The sequence below is a fragment of the Megasphaera hexanoica genome (genome assembly GCF_043520715.1).
Lineage (GTDB): Bacteria > Bacillota > Negativicutes > Veillonellales > Megasphaeraceae > Megasphaera > Megasphaera hexanoica.
On record NZ_CP171361.1, the window covers coordinates 547,099 to 568,429 of the forward strand.

The 21,331-nt window shown below is 48.0% G+C and carries 19 protein-coding genes and 1 pseudogene; 16 read left to right on the forward strand and 4 right to left on the reverse strand.

What is annotated here, in order from left to right:
- Position 1 precedes the first annotated feature (1 nt).
- The 13 genes from ACGTIC_RS02505 to ACGTIC_RS02565 all read left to right on the forward strand — a co-directional run bounded on the left by ACGTIC_RS02505 (position 2) and on the right by ACGTIC_RS02565 (position 13,028).
- Positions 2-679, forward strand: a complete 678-nt coding sequence (locus ACGTIC_RS02505) for a thymidylate kinase (RefSeq protein WP_113855286.1) — start codon at positions 2-4, stop codon at positions 677-679.
- 98 nt (positions 680-777) lie between these two features.
- Positions 778-1,770, forward strand: a complete 993-nt coding sequence (locus ACGTIC_RS02510) for an AAA family ATPase (protein ID WP_113855287.1) — start codon at positions 778-780, stop codon at positions 1,768-1,770.
- Entirely contained in the window at positions 1,771-2,613 is an 843-nt protein-coding gene (locus tag ACGTIC_RS02515) for a stage 0 sporulation family protein (protein ID WP_059077111.1), read from the forward strand.
- Positions 2,603-3,337 (forward strand): tRNA1(Val) (adenine(37)-N6)-methyltransferase, encoded by a 735-nt coding sequence (locus ACGTIC_RS02520; RefSeq protein WP_113855288.1) that lies wholly within the window; start codon positions 2,603-2,605, stop codon positions 3,335-3,337. Before ACGTIC_RS02515 ends, ACGTIC_RS02520 begins: the two co-directional genes overlap by 11 nt.
- A 50-nt stretch (positions 3,338-3,387) precedes the next feature.
- Entirely contained in the window at positions 3,388-4,245 is an 858-nt protein-coding gene (gene rsmI, locus ACGTIC_RS02525; RefSeq protein WP_113855289.1) for a 16S rRNA (cytidine(1402)-2'-O)-methyltransferase, read from the forward strand.
- Between the two features lie 71 nt (positions 4,246-4,316).
- Positions 4,317-6,254, forward strand: coding sequence for a methionine--tRNA ligase (metG, locus tag ACGTIC_RS02530; protein ID WP_113855290.1), 1,938 nt, complete (start codon positions 4,317-4,319; stop codon positions 6,252-6,254).
- On the forward strand, positions 6,254-7,030 hold the full coding sequence (locus ACGTIC_RS02535; protein WP_113855291.1) for a TatD family hydrolase: 777 nt from the start codon (positions 6,254-6,256) through the stop codon (positions 7,028-7,030). The genes metG and ACGTIC_RS02535 overlap by 1 nt, the downstream gene beginning before the upstream one ends.
- 43 nt (positions 7,031-7,073) lie before the next feature.
- Positions 7,074-7,352: a TIGR04076 family protein gene (locus ACGTIC_RS02540; protein WP_113855292.1), complete on the forward strand. Its 279-nt coding sequence runs from the start codon at positions 7,074-7,076 to the stop codon at positions 7,350-7,352.
- 221 nt (positions 7,353-7,573) lie between these two features.
- Complete coding sequence (gene dgoD / locus ACGTIC_RS02545; protein ID WP_113855293.1) at positions 7,574-8,722, forward strand: galactonate dehydratase; 1,149 nt, start codon at positions 7,574-7,576, stop codon at positions 8,720-8,722.
- A gap of 210 nt (positions 8,723-8,932) precedes the next feature.
- Positions 8,933-9,808: a LysR family transcriptional regulator gene (locus tag ACGTIC_RS02550; protein ID WP_059077104.1), complete on the forward strand. Its 876-nt coding sequence runs from the start codon at positions 8,933-8,935 to the stop codon at positions 9,806-9,808.
- 14 nt (positions 9,809-9,822) lie between these two features.
- Positions 9,823-10,515: an iron-sulfur cluster assembly scaffold protein gene (locus ACGTIC_RS02555; protein WP_113855294.1), complete on the forward strand. Its 693-nt coding sequence runs from the start codon at positions 9,823-9,825 to the stop codon at positions 10,513-10,515.
- Between the two features lie 13 nt (positions 10,516-10,528).
- Positions 10,529-11,539 carry a GGGtGRT protein gene (locus ACGTIC_RS02560; RefSeq protein ID WP_059077102.1) on the forward strand — a complete coding sequence of 337 codons (1,011 nt, stop codon included), beginning with the start codon at positions 10,529-10,531 and terminating at the stop codon, positions 11,537-11,539.
- A gap of 232 nt (positions 11,540-11,771) precedes the next feature.
- A complete protein-coding gene (locus tag ACGTIC_RS02565; RefSeq protein ID WP_394522470.1) occupies positions 11,772-13,028 on the forward strand; it encodes a peptidoglycan-binding protein in 1,257 nt (418 codons plus the stop codon).
- A 156-nt stretch (positions 13,029-13,184) separates the two neighbouring features.
- On the opposite strand, the gene ACGTIC_RS02570 is transcribed toward ACGTIC_RS02565, so the two are convergent.
- Complete coding sequence (locus tag ACGTIC_RS02570) at positions 13,185-13,970, reverse strand: hypothetical protein (protein WP_113855295.1); 786 nt, start codon at positions 13,968-13,970, stop codon at positions 13,185-13,187.
- A 39-nt stretch (positions 13,971-14,009) separates the two neighbouring features.
- A complete protein-coding gene (locus ACGTIC_RS02575) occupies positions 14,010-14,933 on the reverse strand; it encodes a LysR family transcriptional regulator (RefSeq protein ID WP_059077099.1) in 924 nt (307 codons plus the stop codon).
- Positions 14,934-15,209: 276 nt separating this feature from the next.
- On the opposite strand from ACGTIC_RS02575, the gene ACGTIC_RS02580 reads away from it, so the two are divergent.
- Positions 15,210-16,556 carry a branched-chain amino acid transport system II carrier protein gene (locus ACGTIC_RS02580; protein WP_075581818.1) on the forward strand — a complete coding sequence of 449 codons (1,347 nt, stop codon included), beginning with the start codon at positions 15,210-15,212 and terminating at the stop codon, positions 16,554-16,556.
- A gap of 22 nt (positions 16,557-16,578) precedes the next feature.
- Complete coding sequence (locus ACGTIC_RS02585; protein WP_113855296.1) at positions 16,579-17,430, forward strand: alpha/beta hydrolase; 852 nt, start codon at positions 16,579-16,581, stop codon at positions 17,428-17,430.
- Positions 17,431-17,865: 435 nt separating this feature from the next.
- Here ACGTIC_RS02585 and ACGTIC_RS02590 read toward each other — a convergent pair whose 3' ends face one another.
- Positions 17,866-19,023, reverse strand: coding sequence for a hypothetical protein (locus ACGTIC_RS02590; protein WP_113855297.1), 1,158 nt, complete (start codon positions 19,021-19,023; stop codon positions 17,866-17,868).
- A 36-nt stretch (positions 19,024-19,059) separates the two neighbouring features.
- On the reverse strand, positions 19,060-19,383 hold the full coding sequence (locus ACGTIC_RS02595; protein WP_113855298.1) for a pyrimidine/purine nucleoside phosphorylase: 324 nt from the start codon (positions 19,381-19,383) through the stop codon (positions 19,060-19,062).
- A gap of 382 nt (positions 19,384-19,765) precedes the next feature.
- On the opposite strand from ACGTIC_RS02595, the pseudogene ACGTIC_RS02600 reads away from it, so the two are divergent.
- Positions 19,766-21,331 (forward strand): annotated as a pseudogene (locus tag ACGTIC_RS02600) (IS3 family transposase).

Here is a 21,331-nt window from a genome sequence, read left to right on the forward strand (position 1 = left end):
CATGCAAGGCAGGTTGATTATCATAGAAGGCGGAGACGGCAGCGGCAAGGCGACACAGACGAAATTGCTGCAGGAGCATCTCCAAAGAGAAGGACAATCGGTACGGGCCGTAAGTTTTCCCGATTATGACAGCGATTCCAGTGCCCTCGTACGCATGTACCTGCGGGGCGATTTCGGCGCTGATGCCGACGCGGTCAATCCCTATGCAGCGTCTGCCTTTTACGCTGTAGACCGCTTCGCGTCCTATCAGATGCACTGGAAATCATTTTTAGAACAGGGCGGGATTGTTCTGGCTGACCGGTATACGACGAGTAACATGCTCTATCAGATGATTAAATTCAATGATCCGGCAGATCGCCGTGCCTATCTGGATTGGCTGGAAGATTTTGAATTTGGAAAGATGGGGCTTCCCCGCCCGGACCTGGTATGTCTTCTCGATGTGCCACTCGATGTGACAGAACAGCTGATGGCGGGCAGACAAGGGAAAACCGGCGGCACTACGGGTGACATTCATGAAAAAAACGGGTCTTTTTTACATAAATGCCATGATGCCTATGATGAACTGACAGACCGATATGGCTGGCAGCGTATTGCCTGTACGGAAGACGGGCGTATGCGCAGCATAGACGATATACACGCTGACGTATACCAGGCAGTCGCGGCAGTCCTGATACCGTAAGCGGTATTTTTCTCATGGAAGGCATAGTATAGACTTTATGCTTTATTTTCCTTATAATAGAAAGGATTAGTATAGATTTTTCAACAGGAGGGCGCGGCATGAGTCAGGACTATTTTGATGCTGTTATCGGTCATGAGACGGTCAAGGCACGTCTGCGCCGTCTGATTGCAGAAGAGCGGCTGCCCCACGCCATGATTTTTGCCGGACCGGAAGGCCTTGGCAAAGCGCTGATGGCACGGGCCGTTGCAGAAACGCTCAGTGGCCGTCCGCTCCTGGCTGATTTTACCCACCTGTCCTGCGATGCCGATACGCCATTCATTGAAGATGGAGGAACCGTTTTTTATCTGGATGTCATCGGTACGATGCTCCGGGTAGATCAGTTCCGGCAGCTTCAGGAAAAGCTGATGTTACGCGCTTCCGGGAGCCGGGTCTGCATTATTAATCACGTAGAAACGATGAACAAGGAATTTGCCAACCGCATGCTCAAGACATTGGAAGAGCCGCCAGAAAGCGTGCATTTCATTCTTGTGACCAGTCAGCCCGACTTATTACTGCCGACGATTGTGTCACGCTGTGCCATCATATCCTTTGAACCGGTCGGTGATGAGGAAATGTTAGACGGGCTGGTGCGGCAATATGGAGGAACGGCAGAATCCTATCGTCAGGCTGTGTTGTGGGGCGGTGGCAATGTCGCCCGTGTCCTTGCCCTGAAAGAGGGAAAAGGCCTTGAAGCGTTGCAGCAGGCACTGTCCTTCCTGCAGGTCATGGCCCGTCACGCATGCCCTTATGCCAAGTGGCACAGTATCTCGGCGGGGTGGACGGATCAGGAATCGCAGGAGGTTTTCCGCTGGATCCAGATGCTTCTTCGCGACATGGCAGTCATGCGTTCGGGTGTACCGGCAGGACGACTCCGCCTGGGCCAGTATGCCCATGAAGTTTCAGAATTGCTGCCGGCCTGGCCGGATTCCTGTATTTTTTCACTCCAGCATGTTCTCGATGAAGCGGGAGAAGCAATCCTCCGTCACGTCAACGTGCGGCTGGTGTGGGATGCGGTGTGTATCCGGTTTATCCGGGCAAAAGGAGGAATATAGTTGATAGTTGTTGGCATTCGTTTTAAACCAGCCGGCAAGATATATTATTTTGACCCGACAGAGATCGTTCTCGCTGAAGGGGACGGGGTCATTGTCGAAACGGCCCGCGGTATGGAATACGGAACGGTGGTCATTGCCCCGCGCAGTGTCGCCGCTTCGGAAGTGGTACAGCCACTAAAACCTATTATCCGCAAAGCGACGGCGAAAGATATGCGGCAGGTGGAACGCAATAAGGAAAGAGAAAAGAAAGCGTTTACCATCTGCCTGGAAAAAATCGCCAAACATAAACTTCCCATGAAGCTTATCGATGTGGATTACACCTTCGATATGGGAAAAATCATATTCTTTTTTACCGCTGACGGGCGGATTGATTTCCGGGAACTGGTGCGCGACCTGGCATCTGTATTCCGTACGCGTATCGAGCTGCGGCAGATCGGCCTCCGCGATGAAGCCAAGATGATTGGCGGTATCGGGTATTGCGGCCGGCCGTTATGCTGTGCTTCCTTCCTGGGTGATTTCAAGCCCGTATCGATCCGCATGGCAAAAGGACAGGGCATGTCCCTCAATCCGACGAAAATATCCGGTATCTGCGGCCGCCTCATGTGCTGCCTGCGCTACGAAAATGATTTGTATACGTCAGGGGAACTCAAATGCCAGAACTGTCAGAAAAATTGTGAACAACAGAAACCACCGCAGGTCGGACAGCGGGTCATTACCGATGAAGGCCTGGGTACGGTCCTGCGCGTCCATATGAAAGACCATACGGTCAAGGTACAGCTCGAATCAGGGCACAATGTCAACGTTCCCTGGTCGGATGTAGCCGAACCAGATCATGAAAGTTAGTCTGGGACCTCACGAACGGCTCGATGACTTGGTCCTGGACGGGATGAAAATTATCCAGCGCGATGATCAGTTCTGCTTTTCTCTCGATACGGTGCTGCTGGCTCATTTTGGTACGGTACCCCGGGGGAAAGTCCTGGACCTGGGTACAGGGACGGCGGCAATCCCGCTTATTCTGAGCGCCCGCGGTGCTGTTTCCGTGACCGGTGCCGAACTCAATCCGGTCATGGCGGATATTGCCCGGCGGAATGTGATACTCAATGGCCGTGAGCCGGTCATTACCATAGTGGAAGGAGATTACCGTACTATCCGGCAGTGGTCGGACAGCGGAGGGTTTGCAGCAGTATATGCTAATCCGCCGTATCGGGAAAAAAGCCGTGGCGCGTACAGTGATGCCGAAGGAATCCGGCGGGCGCGTCACGAAGAAACGGCTACACTGGATGATGTGCTCGATGCGGCCTCCTTTGCGCTCAAGTTCCATGGACGCTTCCGTATGGTGCATATAACGGAACGCCTGACAGATATCCTGACGGCGATGCGCATCCATGCCATTGAACCCAAAGTGGTACAGATGGTCCATGGAAGGGCAGATAAGAAGGCCAAACTGTTCCTCGTAGAAGGAATACGGGGTGGCAGCAAGGGTGTAGATGTCCTGCCGCCGCTTATCGTACATCATGCCGATGGGACCTATACGGAAGACGTTTTGAAATTATATGGAAAATTGTAATATTTGGTATATTATCGTATATAATACGAACAGGGCTGAAGGAGGTCATGATGGCTGAACAATTTCAAAAAGGCACATTGTATCTGTGTGCTACGCCCATTGGCAATATGGAAGATATCACCTACCGGGCCGTGCGATGCCTCAGGGAAGCCGATTTGATCGCCGCAGAAGATACACGCCATACGAGACTTCTCCTTTCGGCCTACGATATAGGGACGCCGACGACGAGTTACCATGAACATAACAAGGCGGAAAAAGGGCCGCAGCTTATTGAAAAACTCAAAGAAGGCTGTATGCTTGCATTGGTGAGCGATGCAGGCATGCCGGCTATCTGTGATCCCGGCAGTGACCTCGTACAGATGGCCATTGCCGAGCATATCCCCGTCGTACCGCTTCCCGGAGCCAATGCGGGTCTTACGGGGCTCATTGCATCGGGCATGGATACGACGCGGTTTACGTTTGTAGGGTTTCTTCCAAAGACAAAGAAACACCGCCGTCCCGTACTGGAAAGTATCAAAGACTATACGGGCACATTGATTTTTTATGAAGCGCCGCACCGCATCCTTGCTGTGCTGGCAGAAATAGAAGACGCCTTGGGAGACCGCAAAGCAGTGCTTTGCCGGGAACTGACCAAACGCTATGAGGAATATCTTCGGGGACCGTTGTCCCAGCTCCGGACGGGACTGGAACAGGAAGGGGTCCGCGGTGAATTTGTGATCCTCGTCGCCGGTGCCGTTCCGCAAGAAGAGGGCCCTTCCGACGATGATTATGCATCCCTTGTCCGGGAACTGATGGATAAGGGAACAGATAAAAAGCAGGCTATCCGGACCGTAGCCCAGCGCTGTGGTGTCAGCCGCCGTGTGGTATATCAGGCGGTGCTTGCTTCAGAGGGCAGCTCAGCCCCTTAAGAAACGCTGGTTCATCAGCAGCGTTTCCCGTACAAAAGGCCGGCTCATTTGCCGGCAGAGGAGGAATTTCCATGACAGACAAGAAGAAGTATTTTATTACCACCCCGATTTATTATCCGAGTGCCAAGCTGCATATCGGTCACACGTACTGCACGACTATTGCCGACACACTGGCCCGGTTCCATCGTCTCCGCGGCGATGACGTCTTTTTTACTACTGGATCCGATGAACATGGTCAGAAAATCCAGCGTGCCGCTGAAAGCAAGGGAATGCAGCCTAAGGAATATGTTGACGGCATCGTGGCTCTTTTCAAAGAACTCTGGAAAGAACTGAACATTTCCCATGACCGCTTTATCCGTACGACTGATGCCGATCATGTCAAAGTGACGCAGGCCCTGATGCAGAAATCCTATGACAAGGGAGATATTTATAAAGGAGAATACAAAGGCTGGTACTGCACTCCCTGTGAATCGTTCTGGCCGGAAAACAAACTGCCCGAAGGCAAACACATCTGCCCGGATTGCGGCCGCCCGCTGGAACTCGTTTCGGAAGAAGCTTATTTCCTCAAGATGAGCAATTATACGGACCGCTGGTTGAAGTTCATCGATGAAAACCCTGATTTCATTCAGCCGGAAGCCCGCCGCAATGAAATGATTGCCTTTGTCAAAAGCGGTCTGGAAGATTTGTGCGTATCCCGTACATCCTTTAACTGGGGGATTCCCGTACCCTGGGATCCGAAACATGTCGTATACGTCTGGTATGATGCCCTGGCTAACTACCTGACTTCAGCTGGCTATGTATTTGATGAAGAACGCTTCAAAAAATGGTGGCCGGCAGATCTTCATCTGGTCGGCAAGGAAATTGTACGGTTCCATTCGATTATATGGCCCATTATGCTGATGAGTGCCGGTCTGCCACTGCCTAAAAAAGTATTCGGTCACGGCTGGCTGATTGTCGATGGGACGAAGATGAGTAAATCCCTGGGCAATGTCGTCGATCCGATTCCACTGATTAAACGCTATGGCGCCGATTCACTCCGGTATTATCTGATGCGTGAAATCCGTCTCGGTCAGGATGGCAACTTCTCTCTGCCGACCTTTATCGACCGGATCAATGCCGATCTGGCCAATGACCTGGGCAATCTTCTCCATCGTACGCTGGCTATGGTTGAACAGTATGAAAACGGAGTGGCAGCCGGTCCTTCGGCTGCAGAACCGGTGGACAGCGAATTGTCCCAGATGGCCGTAGAAACTGCTAAAAAATACGAACAGCAGATGGATGACATGAAGATTAATGACGCCCTTAACGATACATGGGCTCTGATCCATCGCAGCAATAAATATATCGATGAAACGACACCGTGGATTCTCGCCAAAGACCCGGCTAAAAAAGAACGCCTCCAGACTGTTCTGTACAATCTCCTGGAAGTACAGCGTATCATTGCCATGCTGGTAAGCCCGGTCATCCCGTCGGCGGCTGCTGAAATATGGAAACAGCTGGGGCTGGGTGATTTCTCCCAGGCAATTTTGGCAGATGGACAGACTTGGGGCCTGTATCCGGCCGGTACGAAAGTTTGCAAAGGAGCACCTTTGTTCCCTCGGTATGATCCGAAAGAAGAAATTGCTGAAGCGGAAGAAGAAAAGAAAGCGGCCGCTGCCTGCCCTGCAGCAAAAGAACCGTTCAAAGATGAAATCAACATTGATGATTTCGGCAAAAATGATCTCCGCGTCGGCAAAATTGTAGCCTGTGAAAAAGTACCGAAAGCCAAAAAACTTCTCAAAATCCAGGTTGATCTGGGTACAGAAACCCGTCAGATTGTCAGTGGTATTTCTCTGTATTATAAGCCGGAAGACCTGATTGGTCATAATGTTATTGTCGTGACGAATCTGAAACCGGTTAAGCTGTGTGGTGTAGAATCGAAAGGGATGCTGCTGGCAGCATCGGATGGCAACGATCATCTGCAGGTCGTCTTTGTCGATGGCATGGCACCGGGAAGCCGCGTCCGCTGATGTTGTTTGATACACACTGTCATCTTTACGATGCAGCGTATGATGCAGACCGGCCGGCCGTGCTGGAGCGTGCCTGTGCTGCCGGTATTGGAAGGATGCTCTGCCCGGCGACGGACCGGCAGTCTTCTGAAGCCTGCGTAGAACTGGCACGGCACTATGACGGGATATATGCAGCGGTAGGAATCCATCCGCAGGAAGCGGGCCGCGTGCAGCCTGGTGATATAGAAGCAATCCGCCGTATGGCGGAGCAGGAGCCGGCTGTCGTGGCTATTGGCGAAGTGGGCCTCGATTATCATTACGACACGCCGGCACGGGACACGCAAAAAGAAATCTTCATTGAGATGATAGGTCTGGCCCGCGATTTAGACCTTCCTATTGACATTCATGACCGGGAGGCCCACGGCGATACAATGGAAATCCTCCGTCGGTATGGAAAGGGCTTGCGCGGCGTCTTCCATTGTTATTCCGGGAGCCTGGAAATGACGACAGAACTGATCCGCATGGGGTTTTATTTTGGCTTTACCGGTACGGTCGTATTTCCCAATTCCAAGCGGGCAAAACAGGTGGCTTCCCGTATCCCGATGGAACGCCTGCTTATCGAAACGGATAGTCCCTACCTGACACCGCCGCCGTACCGGGGCAGGCGCAATGAGCCGGCCTATGTGAGGTATGTGGCAGAAGAAATAGCCCGGCTGCGCGGCCTCGATGTAGAATACGTCACCAGTCAGACTACGGCTAATGGGTTACAAGTATTCGGAATAGCAGAAGATGTCTGAATCTCATCGGATGCTATTGGTCCGCTCAGAAAAGGAGAGTAGTATGACACGAGGAAAACGGCCGGACATACGGCTGACCATTACGGGAAAGTTAGGGAAAATGGGCTGCCACCGTGGTCATCATGTCGGTGAAACGTTTGATTATGATACCGAACGGGGCAGGATTTGCCCTATGGCACTTCATTGCGCCTTTCCCTATATTGACATCCTGCGCTACGGAGGCACATTGCCGGGGCAGCCGGAAGGAACGGCAGAATTTTGTTGTTCCGATGCGGATGTGGCCATGGTATTTAAAGCAGAAGTCATAAAAGAAGAGGAATAAGTCCGGATAGGCGGGCATACGAAACAACCCTGTTTCGTGTGCCCGCTTTTTTGCTCCAGGGCAGGATTTGTCTGCCATGAATCGCCGATACATCGTCCAGAGGGACCGCTTCAGGCCCACCTGGCACCGGGATGTTGCGGTTGGAAAAGGCAATTGATATAATTAGAAATATATAAGATAATTTTATGAGTCATCTGCCATAGGTGTGAGGAGGCGTAAAAGTGAAAATTCAATCGATAGAATTATTTAAGGTACCACCCCGCTGGCTCTTTTTAAAGATTACGACTGACACAGGGCTATCAGGATGGGGGGAACCTGTTATTGAAGGACGAGCTGATACGGTAGCGGCTGCTGTTACGGAATTGGAAGAGTACCTTACCGGCAAAGAGGCAGGGCGGATTGAAGACTTGTGGAATGTATTGTACCGCGCTGGCTTTTATCGAGGCGGTCCCGTCCTGATGAGTGCCATTTCTGGTATTGAACAAGCGTTGTGGGATATTAAGGGCAAAGCTCTGGGCGTGCCCGTATACGAGCTCCTGGGCGGCGTATGCCACGATAAAATGAAAGTATACTGTTGGATTGGCGGCGATCAGCCCGACGAAGTGCTGCAGGCGGCAAAAGAAAAATACGAACAGGGATACCGGGCTGTTAAGATGAACGGTGTTCCCAAGGTAGGCTGGATCCAGAACAACCGACAGATTGATGAAGCCGTAGCCCGTGTGGCATCTATCCGGGAAGCATTCGGATACGACATGGATATTGCTGTCGATTTCCATGGCCGCGTCCATAAACCGCTGGCCTTTACGCTCATGAAGGAACTGGAACCGTATCGTCTTCTTTTCGTCGAAGAACCGGTCCTTTGTGAAAATGAAGAAATCTTCCCCATGCTGCGGCAGCAGTTCTCTACGCCCATTGCTACAGGGGAACGGAATTATACCCGCTGGGGATTCAAGCAGATGCTGGCCCGGGGCGGTGTCGATTATATCCAGCCCGATCCCTGCCATTGCGGGGGAATCCTGGAAACGAAGAAGATTGCGGCTATGGCAGAAGCCTACGATGTAGCACTGGCTCCTCACTGCCCGCTGGGTCCGATTGCCCTTGCGGTGGCACTGCAGATTGATTTCTGTACATATAATGCGGTCATTCAGGAACAAAGCCTGGGAATCCATTATAATCAGGGATCTGATCTGCTTGATTATCTGAAAGACCCGTCCGTATTTATCTATCATCAGGGATATGTCAATCTTCTGACAAAACCAGGGCTGGGAATCGAAATAGACGAAGCAAAGGTACGGGCTGCTGCAGCCGTGGGACATCATTGGAAGAATCCCGTATGGCGCGATGAGACGGGTACCGTATTGGAATGGTAGTACACGTAAAATGAGAATGGTGTATCCTGAACCAAAGATGGACCGATATATATTGTTAACAAGTATAAAAATAGTATAACTGTGCATAGTACAGCTGTTTCCACCGTATTACACCTTGATTAAATTTCAGAAATACCGTAGAATGTTCATGAGGATTACGCTTAAATTATTGATACGTATTATATTTCTAATTGAGAGAGGAGCCGCCTCATGCTAGATTTTCGTATTCATACGTTTTTGTGTGTCTGCCGCCATATGAACTATACCAAGGCTGCAGCAGAGCTGCATATCACACAGCCGGCTGTCTCACAGCACATCCGCTACCTGGAAAATGAGTACCATGCCAAATTATTCGATTATACGGGCAAGCACCTCATTCTGACACAGGCCGGACATATCCTTCTGGATGCAGCAGCCACTATCCGGCATGATGATCTCATCCTGAAGGAAAAACTGCAGGAACTCAGGCGCAGTACGAAAATCGTTTCCTTTGGTGCGACCCATACAATAGGCGAGTTTATGATTGTAGACAAGCTGGCACAGTATCTGAGGGAAAATCAGGAAGTCCTTTTGCGGTTGGAAATCGCTGATACGGAGCAGTTATTGCAGGAAATTAATGATGGTAAAATCGACTTTGCCATCGTCGAAGGATTTTTTGAACAGAAACAATACGAAACTATGCTGTTTTCTAAAGAACCGCTCATTGCCGTATGCGGTCCGGAATTCGATGTTCCCGATGAAGTAGAGCTGACCGATCTCTTGCTAAAACGCCTTTGCGTCCGAGAACGGGGATCCGGCTCACGGGATCTTTTGGAACGGACTCTGGCCGAATACAGCCTGTCGCTGGAAGATTTTCCATACCGGGCGGAAATTGGCAGTCCTCAGACCATCAAGGCGTTGGTACACTGCAATGCGGGATTCTCGTTTTCCTATGAAAAATCGGTGCGTGATGAATTAGCCGCAGGTACGCTTCGTAAGATTCATATCCGCAATTTTACAGCCGAACATTCCTTTACGTTCTTATGGCGTAAGGGAAGTATGTATGGCAATACGTTCCGCGGCATGTTTGAAGCACTGAAAGATTAGAAAGGATGAATAACATGATATATTCAGCAGAAGTCAAGAATATGTGCCCCGTTATTAAAGGTGCATATCATGGACCGGCCCCGATTCCCGAAGAAGGCGAATGGGTACAGGTCAAAGAAATTAAGGATATCAGCGGTCTTACTCATGGTGTAGGCTGGTGCGCTCCCCAACAGGGAGCCTGCAAGCTGACCCTCAATGTCAAAGACGGTATCATTGAAGAAGCTCTCGTAGAAACGATTGGCTGTTCCGGTATGACCCATTCTGCCGCCATGGCATCGGAAATACTGCCGGGAAAGACTCTTTTGGAAGCGCTCAATACGGATCTGGTCTGCGATGCTATCAACGTTGCCATGCGCCAGTTGTTCCTCCAGATCGTGTATGGCCGCAGCCAGACGGCTTTTTCTGAAGGCGGATTGCCTATCGGCGCCAGCCTGGATGATCTGGGAAAAGGTATGCGCAGCCAGACCGGGACTATGTTTGGCACAAAAGCAAAAGGGACACGTTATCTGGAAATGACCGAAGGATATGTCACCCGTATGGCCCTGGATGAAGAAAATCAGGTTATCGGATACGAATTTATCCACCTTGGCAAAATGATGGACGCCATTAAAAAGGGCGTAGAACCAGCTAAAGCCATGGAAGATGCTAAAGGTCATTATGGCCGTTTTGAAGAAGCCGCTTCGTATATTGATCCGAGACAGCAATAGGAGGAACCTACAGATGGAATTATTCGAAAGTTATGACAGAAGAATAGATAAAATCCTCGGCGTGCTGAAAGAATACGGCATTAAAAGCGTAGAAGAATGCCGTGATATCTGCCAGAATGCCGGCATTGATCCGTATCAGACCGTCAAGGAAATCCAGCCCATCGCCTTTGAAAATGCCGGCTGGGCATATACCGTAGGGGCGGCCATTGCCATCAGGAAGAATTGCCGTACGGCTGTTGATGCGGCTAAAGCCATCGGCATCGGCCTGCAGGCTTTCTGCATTCCCGGATCCGTCGCCGAAGACCGCAAAGTAGGGCGGGGCCATGGTAATCTGGCATCTATGCTGCTTCAGGACAGCACACAGTGCTTTTGCTTCCTGGCCGGCCATGAATCTTTTGCCGCCGCTGAAGGAGCTATCGGTATTGTCCGCAATGCCAATAAAGCGCGCAAAGTGCCACTTCGCGTTATCCTGAACGGCCTGGGTAAAGACGCGGCCCAGATTATTTCCCGTATCAACGGATTTACTTATGTACAGACCCAGTTTGACTATAAAACGGGAGAACTGCACATTGTCCGGGAAATTTCCTATTCCAAAGGCGAACGTTCTGCTGTCCGCTGTTTCGGTGCCGATGACGTACGTGAAGGCGTGGCTATCATGCATCATGAAGGCGTTGATGTTTCTATCACGGGGAACTCGACGAACCCGACCCGCTTCCAGCATCCCGTTGCAGGTACGTATAAGAAAGAATGCATCGAAATGGGCAAGAAATACTTCTCCGTTGCATCTGGCGGTGGCACGGGCCGTACACTCCATCCAGATAACATGGCTGCCGGCCCAGCTTCTTACGGCATGACCGATACGATGGGCCGTATGCACAGCGATGCCCAGTTCGCTGGCTCTTCGTCCGTACCGGCTCACGTAGAAATGATGGGCTTCCTCGGCATGGGCAACAACCCCATGGTTGGCGCATCCGTAGCCGTAGCTGTCGCCGTAGAAGGTGCAGCCAAAGCAGGAAAATTCTGATTTATCGTAAATGATGACTCAAATGAACAGGACTACCGACGAAGTCAGGTACACTTCGTTAGTAGTCCTGTTTTTGACACATAGTCTCATATTATGCTATAATATATAGCGGATTTATAATCAATGCACAAATTCAAGCTATCCAACGAGCAGGCCTTGGCGGATAGCTTGTTTCATACGCCATAAAGATTAGCAGTACGTCTTAAGAGCTGGAAATACGAGTTGCAGATGATTGGCAGGAATACCAGAAAGGGGATACAATGGCAGACATAAAAAAATTGCAGGTCTTGCCTGCTGCATGATTTTCGTTTCTACATCTTTTGCCGGAGCCACGTTCCATCCTGGCGACAGGGGCAGCCAGGTTCTGGCAGTACAACAGCAACTGGCCGCTGACGGCTATTCACTGACCGTTGATGGGGACTACGGGACTGGAACGACGGAGGCAATCCGGGAGTTTCAACGGGATCATGGCCTGACGGCTGATGGCATTCTCGGCGCAGCGACCTATGCAGCCCTGATGGGATCGGCTATGCCGGATAATATGAGCAGTCATTTTGTGCAGAAAGACGCACCGGCCCCAGAAGCAGCACCGGTGCAGCCTTCCCAGCTGCAGGATATCCAGCAGGCGCTGGCTGATCGGGGCTACAGTGTTGATGTGGATGGCGTATTCGGCAAAGGAACCGATGCGGCTGTCCGGTCTTTTCAAAGCAGTAATGGTCTGAATGCCGACGGTGTCATTGGCCCGGCTACTTACGAAGCACTGATGGGCCAGCCTATGCCTGCCGGACAGACAACCTTTTCCATGGCAGACCGGTTCCGGACTGATACGGCTCCAGCAGCACCGGCAGATAATAAGCCTGCTGCCTCTTTAGAACCGGCAACGGCGTCCAACGCTATTGTGTTACTGCAGCAGGCGCTGGCCAATAATGGATATGATGTCGATGTAGACGGCGTGTTTGGCGTCGGAACGGAAAATGCCGTCCGCAATTTCCAGGCCAGTCATGGATTGGAAGTAGATGGCGTAGCCGGCCAGGCTACGTTTTATGAACTGACTGGGAAATTCCTTCCTTCCGGTCCGCTGCGCCGCTTTGGTAACGGGGGATATGGCGGATCTACTATGGTGGCAGATAGGGCTCAGCGCCTTATGGGCATTGCAAACCAGTATATTGGCGTACCCTATGTGTTTGGCGGAAATGATCCGTCCGGATTTGACTGCTCCGGTTTTACCCGGTATGTCTATTCGGCCGTAGGAATCGATCTGCCCCGCATGGCTGACGAACAATATAATGTAGGATACGATGTATCCCGTTCGTATTTGCAGCCGGGGGACCTCGTATTTTTCACGACTTATCTGCCCGGTGTTTCCCATGTAGGGATTTATATCGGAAATAACCAGTTTATCAATGCCTCCAATTCCGGGGTCAGTATTGACAGCCTGGACAGCCGCTATTGGTCCAGCCGCTATGTAGGGGCAAAACGGGTTATGTAAAAATAAGGTTTGTAGGAAATATCACCATGGGGCGAGTTGCCAATTAAACAGAGGCTGCACTAAAATGTCTTTAGCAATCATTTTAGTGCAGCCTCTGTTTGTTTATCGTGGGAAAAACCACTTCTTTAACGAAAGCGTACCACAATCCTATTTTCTTTATATATTGCAGTAGACCTGTTCCAGTTCATGCAGTATAGCATCGGTTATTTCAGGATTATCACCACTGTCATAGGATTTTTCAATGGCTGTTTCATCGACAATCCAGTGATTCCGCCGCAGATTTTGGCGGTGTTCATACAGCCATTGGGCACAGCATCGGGCCATGCGGCTTTCCGACAGGCTGCGCTTCAGGTAACGGAACCGTGTCCGGGGAATGGCCTGGTGAGGTTCTTTCATAATATCTTCGATTTCCAGTGTGAAGTCGCATTCATGATATCCGTTCGATACGGCTTCCCTGCCGACGAAACGGGTGTTTTCCAGCCCCATGTCATACAGCAGATACTCATGGAATAATTGTTTTTCCAGTTCATTGGCCATGATATCCCTTGTGGGCAGGCACTGGCAGATATCGTTATGACACAGGCGCAGTAGATCCATCAGCATGGCATGACGATGGCGCATGAACGTGCAGTCTGCAGCATCGAGCCAGATGGTGCGGAGACGGATATACGCTTTCATTTCTTCTTTATATCCGGCATCGTAAATGCTCAGCGGCGTGTTCTGGCAGGTGTACCGGTACAGACGGGGTTCCAGCGCGAGCCAGTCATGAGCGGCCTTCTGCCGGCATGGCTGGTCCAGCTGGCTATCGGCGAAGGTACGCTTCAATGCCTGCAGATAGTTCAGGCCGCTGCAGGAAACGGCAAGTACACGGAAGGTTCCAGAAACTGGCTGCTGGAAAAAAATCTGCTTGAAATCATTTTCTGTCAAATCGGATGTATCCATTTCTATCGGTCCTTTTTGGTGAGGTATCTGTCCGGAACGTTATTGGGCAGATGCATTTTTTTCTGCTGCTTTGTGGGAATCGCTGTAAAAATTTTTGAATGATTGTACCCATGTACGAGCCGGATGAGGCAGGAAGCCCTTGCTTTTCCATACCATGGCCAGTGTCCAGGGAATCTGCGGCTCTACGAGGGGAATATGGACGAGTTTTTCGTCATCCAGACGCTGACAGATCGTGTGAGGCAGGAGTGCAATGCCCAGCTGGGTGCGTACGATTTCGGCCTGGAAATCCCAGTTGCTGCTCTGGCAGACAATCCGGGGATGGGCCATGATTTTCTGATAAAATGTCTTGATGAACGGATTGAGAGAGAATGATTTGGGATAATATACCAGCGGTTCGTCTTTTATCTCTTCCAGGGTAATGACTTTATTTTTGGCAAGGGGATGTTCCGGCCAGAGGACAACTTCCAGGTGCTCTTCGTTGAAGATAAAGAAATCGTAGGTCATTTCCGTTGCCACGGGTAGCGCAACAAACCCGACCTGGATAAGTCCTTCGTCAATCGATGAAATAATGTCATTGGAGCCGACTTCCAGCAGTTCTAATTCAATTTGGGGATAATCGGAGATGAAATGCCGGATAAATGACGTGATGAAAGACGAGCCGATCATGGGGGGAATCCCAACCGTCAGTTGTCCGGAATTGAGGAGCTGGGGGGATTCCATCTGTTCATTCAATTGAGAAAAGTCTTTTATGAGTGACTCGATACGCGGAAGCAGCCAGGCGCCCGTTTCCGTCAGTTCGACGCGTTTGCCGTTCCGGTTAAACAACTTGACATTCCAATGGTCTTCCAGTGCCTTAATGCCTTTACTGATGGAAGGCTGGCTGATATGCAGTGATTTTGAAGCTTTGGTAAAACTTTTTTTCTGGGCTACTTCGACAAAGTAGGTTAATTGAAATAGATCCATAGCCTTACGTCACCTCTCTTATGACACTATATTACCATATTTCTTAGCATAATAGAACCATGCATAAATGGAATGTTACTGATATGTCAAGTTTATTTATTTTTCATCATGTGTGTAAGGCAGAGGGGACTTTTTATCTATAAGCTGAAATTTTAATAATATTTTAATCTATAAGACATGGAAGTGGTGTATTGTCATATGTCTCATAACGAGATATAATGAAAGACAAATGTATATTGTGAATATACATTCACCTATTTTAAGGAGATGTTACCTATGTCAAAAAATGCAAACGCAAATGCCCTGATTATTGGCTTTGCCATGTTTGCCGTATTCTTCGGTGCGGGCAATCTGGTATTTCCGCCTCTTATCGGGCTCATGTCAGGGAGTTCCTGGGAAATCGCTATTATCGGCCTTGCTATTTCAGCTATTTTATTTCCTATTGCTACGATTATTGCTGTCGATAATATGGGCGGTAACGTCCAGGCTATTTGTGCACCTGTAGCCAAATGGTTTACGAAAAGCTACATGGTCATGTGGATTATCTTTATCCTCACCTGTGGCGTGCCCCGGCAGGCAGGCGTTGGCATTGAAAGCGGCCTGCTCAGCGTATTGCCGGGACTGCAAGGAAATGACGCCGTCCGTATTGCTCTTCTGGCAGGATATTTTGTCATCGTTCTGGCGCTTACCTTCCGTCCATCTAAAATCGTCGATATCGTCGGAAAATATCTGACACCGTTCCTGCTCATCTGCCTGGTCGTCATGATTGCCCTGGCTGTTTTCGAACCGCTGGGAACACCGATTGCGCCGCAGGTAGATAACGTATTCTCCTATTCTTTCCTGCAGGGCTATCAGACTGGTGACGTTGCCGTCGGCATTGCCATTGCGGGCATGTTCGTCGCTTCCATCAAAGCCAAAGGATATACCGACCCGTCAGCACGGCATAAAATGACACTGAAAGCTGCCGTTGTCGCCTTCCTGGGACTTCTCATCGTTTATGGCGGCCTGTTGTACCTCGGTGCTACCGGATCCAGTATGTTTGATGGCAAAATGGATCAGACAGCTCTTCTCAATGGCCTCGTCCATGCGCTGACCGGTGCTACCGGTAATGTTGTGCTCGGCATTGGTATTTTCCTGGCCTGCCTGACGACGACCATTGGCGTCGGTTCGACTATTGCCAATCTGACCGTTGATTTATCAGATGGTAAGATTCCTTTCAAATACATGATGGTATTTGTGTGCCTCTTCGGCCTTGCTGAAGCCTGCATTGGCGTACAGGGGATCATCCGTTATACATTCTGGATTTTCATTGCTATTTATCCCGTTTCTATCGCCCTTATGCTTCTTGGCGTATTCTGCAAATACGTTCCTAATCATGGTGCCTGGAAAGGGACCATCGCCATGGCAACCATTATCGGTTTGTTTGAAGGGCTGATGCAGCTCAATAAGAGTGGTATTACCAATCTTCCCCTCGACTCACTCATCCAGCTGTATAATCACATTCCCTTTGCAGCGGAAGGCTTTGCCTGGGTTCTGCCGGCTGTTATTGGTTTCATCGTTGGCACTGTCATTGTAAAATCCAAAGGCGGCGATCCCTATCCTATGATTTCGAAAAATCAGTAAAACGGACGAAGGAGCGATTGATATGGCGTTACAGATTGAAAATATAGAAAAAGACCCTCTTTGTTGTCCTCAGGAACGGCCGGCATCACTGGAATCGCTGACTTTTTCCAGTCATGGCTGCCAGGTATATGGCACGGCTCTGATTCCCGGTGGAGCCAGGGACCAGACCTATCCCTGTGTCATTATCTGCCATGGCTTTCCCGGTTTTGCCTCAACTTTTGACATTGCCCAGAACCTGCGCCGTACCGGCCTGGTAGTCATCAGTTTTTCTTACCGTGGCAACTGGGGGAGTCAGGGGAATTATACCTTTTCTGGTGCTATCGACGATGCCGTTTGCGTGGCCGAATGGGCTCATGACGAAAAAAACGCAGCTCAATACCACATCGATAAAAACAACATCTTCTTCATTGGTCACAGTATGGGCGGTTTTGTCTCCATTAATGTCACACGGCGCCTTCCCTGGCTGAAAGGGACGGCCGTCATGTCACCGTATGACCTGCCGTACTGGCCTGCCCATGGTCTGGACGCGGCTATGCACGAACTCATCGACTCCAGCCTTTACGTTCTTCATATTGAATCACCGGAAGCCTTGTACCGGAACGTCGTATACTGCTGTCAGCAGGGATACGGTATCTCCCAGGCTTTTGAAGATATCAAAGACCGGAACCTCTATTTTATCGGAGCCAGCCAGGATGACGTGGCACCTGCCAAAACGATGATTGAACCTCTTTGGAACCAGCTCAGCCAGCATCAGACAACGGCTATCCAGGATTATGATACACTGCCGACAGAACATGCCTATAATGACGTGCGCCTTACTGTAAGTCGCATGTTTGCCCAGTGGATTGACAAAGTCCTGGAAGCAGAAACGTAAATAAAAGATAGCCTATTTGATTACATTGGACCTCCTGATATGGATAAAAACTCGTCAGGAGGTCTGTTTTTATAAATTACGAAGAATGATTTATAAAAACGAATGGAATAAAATGAAAATTAAGTGAAATTTATCGAGAATTTTATAAAAGATTTGATAAAACTCACCTGGGTTTATCAAATGATTTGAAAAAACTGATGGGATTTAGCATATACCTGCAGGGCTATTTTCCGATATCTTCTATGCCTTTTGATGACGAGATACATAGGGATGAAGATGGTATATTAATGTTTTGCAAGATTCTTCGAATGAATCCGGATGCGTATAGGCAAAAAGACAGTGGAATGAGAGGCGTACTCTCTTTTCACTGTCTTTTTGTTCGGACGATGCATGTTTAACCCACTTTATTGAAAGTAAAACAATTTAAGGGATTGACTATCTATCAGTAACAGAAGTATTAGTGCTTGCAGGAGCAGATGTTTCAGCTACGTCATCATGAAATCCTTCTTTGTCTGTAAACATCCGGTATACAATACCAATGAGCAGTAAGACCCCGGCAATGCCTACGACGGGATAGATGGCGTTGACTAGCTGGGCCAGGGGGATAAAAGAGGCTACCGTTACTCCGATAAGCGTAACAACAATGACGATAATCCGTTGTTTCTTTGTTTTATCTTCTGCAAAGCGTCTGCCGAAGGCCCAAAGATATCCTACAATTGTGGTGAAGATACCTATAACGATAACAAATGTAAACGGGAATGCCAGAACAGGGATATTGTTTTCAATAGCGGCTAACATAGGAATTTGTGCTTTAATAGAAGCTATGTAATCGAGGTTTTTTATTAGGGTAAGCAGTACCATTAAAATGCCTGCGTAATATAAAATCGTTGAACAAAAGGCGCTTGCCAATACTTCAGAATTGTTTTTAATATTATAACCAAGGGATACATTAAATAATACACCCAAGGTTATATATGCCCCTATCAATGAAAACATTGCAACGACACAGCTATTAATTCCCATGAATTTTCCCTGTAAAATGGATCCATTTGCGATATATTCAGGAAGGCGCTGTTGTGCTTCTGCAATAGTTACAGGACTGGTAGTTACGCAATAAATGCCTGCTATAACCGTTATAGCAATGATAATAATGCCTGCACAACCTAATACATCGACAACTTTTTGCAATCCCAGACAAACGACGACAATGGCGACAATTCCCATGAGGATTGTGCCGACATAAACGGGAATTCCTAAATACTGATTTAATGCGGCTCCACTTCCAGCGAACATAATCAATGTACAGAGGCCTAATGAGAGCGTACAAAAATAATCAATAAGGCGTCCTAAATGGGGACCGCAATAATAAGAATATGCTTCGTTAGGATCTTTAAAGTGTTTGATAGCACCGGTTTTATATGTGCCGATACAGAATAGGAGCATCAAGATAAAACCAAGAGCAACGAGCAGAAATGGAGTTGATCCGGGCCATGCTCCATAAAATTGTAATATTTCTTGTCCGGAAGCGACGCCGGCTCCAATGCAATATGCTGTAAAGGCTCCGCCTATTGTCAATACACGCTTGATATTCATATGATAGCCCCCTTTTAATAATTAGCCTTACCTACATTAATCAGGAATGTAGTCACAAAGATACTCAACTACTTCTGGTGTGCGAATCTGGTATTTTGAATGAGCGGGAATTTCAAAAACGTCAGGAGTTTTTACAACCCGCCATTCTGTTTCATCAGGTAAGATAATTTCTGCTTCTCCAGCGATAAGAGAGACCACTTCTTTATCACCGACATCGAAGGTATACGTGCCGGTGGTAATAATACCTAGGGTAAATTTACTTCCGTCTTTTCGATAACATGTTCGGCTGACTACTTTTCCATTCCAATAAATATTAGCCTTTGTCGTTACTTTAATATCAAGCAGTTCTTTTGTAATCATACAAATTACCTCCTAAATATTAGAATAAATACGTTATCATTTTTTATTAATTAAATGATAACAAGGGACAATTAAAATCAGAAGACAGAAAGTATCATAGCAGTGTTTGAATCACTCAATTTACGTAAAAAAATATCGTATATAACATGAGCTGATTCATGTTATATACGACATTGTATATAAAATGTAATATTGATACTTCCTCTTCATAAAAGAAGAATAAAACATGTAAGATTGAAAGTAAAGATAGGAATATTCATATTAATAACAGGGATTTTTATAATATACTAAAGAAATGTCAAGGCCGGACTATAATTGACCTAAAGGAGGTGCGGACGAAATCTTGGACCTGATTTAGGATAAATCAGGAGGTTCAAGCGTAATGTATTCATACGATGATTGCATGAGGGCTGTCAAACTATATATTCAGTATGATTATAGTCTTTCGTCTGTCCAGCATGAATTAGGATATCCCCAAAATCGAAAGACTCTGAAGGCATGGTATAAAGAATTTGAGGAAACGAAAGGATTGCATAAAAAATCTTCAAGAAGGCTTAAATATTCTCCTGAACAGAAGCAACTGGCAATCAACTACTATTATGAACATGGGCGGTGTCTTGCTAGAACGGTTCGCAAACTTGGCTTCCCAAGCCGCACTGTATTAGGCGAATGGCTGCGAGAAATACATCCAGAAGATTTTCCCTATTGTACGCAAAGCACATCTTTAGTAAAATTAACAAAAGCCCAAAAAGAGCAAGCTGTATTGGATTTATGCTCACGTACTGGATCTGCCAAGGATGTTGCTGACCAATATGGTGTCAGTCGAATTTCACTTTATGCCTGGAAGCACAAGCTTTTTCCCGATTGGAGACCTACCCAGATGACGAAAGATAAGGCGGAATATCACTCTACATCTAAAAATATAGAAATTCTAAAATGCGAAGTAAAAACATTAACGGATGAGGCAAACCAGCTAAGACAGCAAGTCCATCGGTTGAAATTAGAAAAAGAAGCACTTGAGATAGCAGCAAAATTAATAAAAAAAGACCAGGGCATCAGTCTTGATACTCTATCGAACAGAGAAAAGGCTGTAGTGATTGGTGTCCTTAGAAATAGATATAGCCTTAAGGAGTTATTGATAATATGTCACTCTTCGAAAAGCAGTTACTGTTATCAGAAGAAGGTACTCTCTGAACCGGATAAATACAAAGAAGCTCGGGAACAACTTCGGTCAATCTTTACGGAAACTTACGAAAGCTACGGTTATCGCCGTATGCATCTATGTTTGAAGAAACCAGATGGCAGTAATTATTCAGAAAAGGTCATTCGTCGCTTAATGCGGGAAGAAGGACTTATTGTTAAATGCATAAAGCACAAGAAATATAGTTCTTATCAGGGTGAAATCAGCCCAGCAGTAGAAAATTTACTGCAACGAGACTTCCATTCAGAAAAGCCAAATGAGAAGTGGCTGACCGATATCACAGAATTCCATATTCCTGATGGGAAAGTCTATCTTTCTCCTGTCATTGATTGTTTTGACGGTCTTCCTGTAGCATGGACCATAGGAACTTCTCCCAACGCAGAGCTTGTTAACACCATGTTGGACACCGCCATTACTACCTTAAAGAATGGTGAACGGCCAATAGTGCATTCCGATCGGGGTGCACATTATCGTTGGCCAGGGTGGATTGAACGAATGGAAAATTCAGGTCTGATCCGTTCTATGTCCAAGAAGGGGTGTTCTCCAGACAACTCAGCTTGTGAGGGCTTTTTTGGACGTCTCAAGAATGAATTATTTTACAATCGTTCTTGATCAACGGTAACTATACAAGAGTTCATGGATATATTGGATCAATATATCCACTGGTATGCTGAAAAAAGGATTAAAGTTTCACTTGGTGGTATGAGCCCAATACAATATAGGAAGATGCAGGGCATTGCGGTGTAG

Bases quoted from the DNA above. Each gene is read 5' to 3' on its own strand.
- ACGTIC_RS02555 (WP_113855294.1), top strand. From the start codon at position 9,823: ATGATATATTCAGCAGAAGTCAAGAATATGTGCCCCGTTATTAAAGGT.
- rsmI (WP_113855289.1), top strand. From the start codon at position 3,388: ATGGCTGAACAATTTCAAAAAGGCACATTGTATCTGTGTGCTACGCCC.
- metG (WP_113855290.1), top strand. From the start codon at position 4,317: ATGACAGACAAGAAGAAGTATTTTATTACCACCCCGATTTATTATCCG.
- ACGTIC_RS02535 (WP_113855291.1), top strand. From the start codon at position 6,254: ATGTTGTTTGATACACACTGTCATCTTTACGATGCAGCGTATGATGCA.
- ACGTIC_RS02595 (WP_113855298.1), bottom strand. From the start codon at position 19,383: ATGATTACAAAAGAACTGCTTGATATTAAAGTAACGACAAAGGCTAAT.
- ACGTIC_RS02560 (WP_059077102.1), top strand. From the start codon at position 10,529: ATGGAATTATTCGAAAGTTATGACAGAAGAATAGATAAAATCCTCGGC.
- ACGTIC_RS02570 (WP_113855295.1), bottom strand. From the start codon at position 13,970: ATGGATACATCCGATTTGACAGAAAATGATTTCAAGCAGATTTTTTTC.
- ACGTIC_RS02550 (WP_059077104.1), top strand. From the start codon at position 8,933: ATGCTAGATTTTCGTATTCATACGTTTTTGTGTGTCTGCCGCCATATG.
- ACGTIC_RS02510 (WP_113855287.1), top strand. From the start codon at position 778: ATGAGTCAGGACTATTTTGATGCTGTTATCGGTCATGAGACGGTCAAG.
- ACGTIC_RS02575 (WP_059077099.1), bottom strand. From the start codon at position 14,933: ATGGATCTATTTCAATTAACCTACTTTGTCGAAGTAGCCCAGAAAAAA.
- ACGTIC_RS02540 (WP_113855292.1), top strand. From the start codon at position 7,074: ATGACACGAGGAAAACGGCCGGACATACGGCTGACCATTACGGGAAAG.
- ACGTIC_RS02520 (WP_113855288.1), top strand. From the start codon at position 2,603: ATGAAAGTTAGTCTGGGACCTCACGAACGGCTCGATGACTTGGTCCTG.
- ACGTIC_RS02585 (WP_113855296.1), top strand. From the start codon at position 16,579: ATGGCGTTACAGATTGAAAATATAGAAAAAGACCCTCTTTGTTGTCCT.
- ACGTIC_RS02580 (WP_075581818.1), top strand. From the start codon at position 15,210: ATGTCAAAAAATGCAAACGCAAATGCCCTGATTATTGGCTTTGCCATG.
- ACGTIC_RS02505 (WP_113855286.1), top strand. From the start codon at position 2: ATGCAAGGCAGGTTGATTATCATAGAAGGCGGAGACGGCAGCGGCAAG.
- ACGTIC_RS02590 (WP_113855297.1), bottom strand. From the start codon at position 19,023: ATGAATATCAAGCGTGTATTGACAATAGGCGGAGCCTTTACAGCATAT.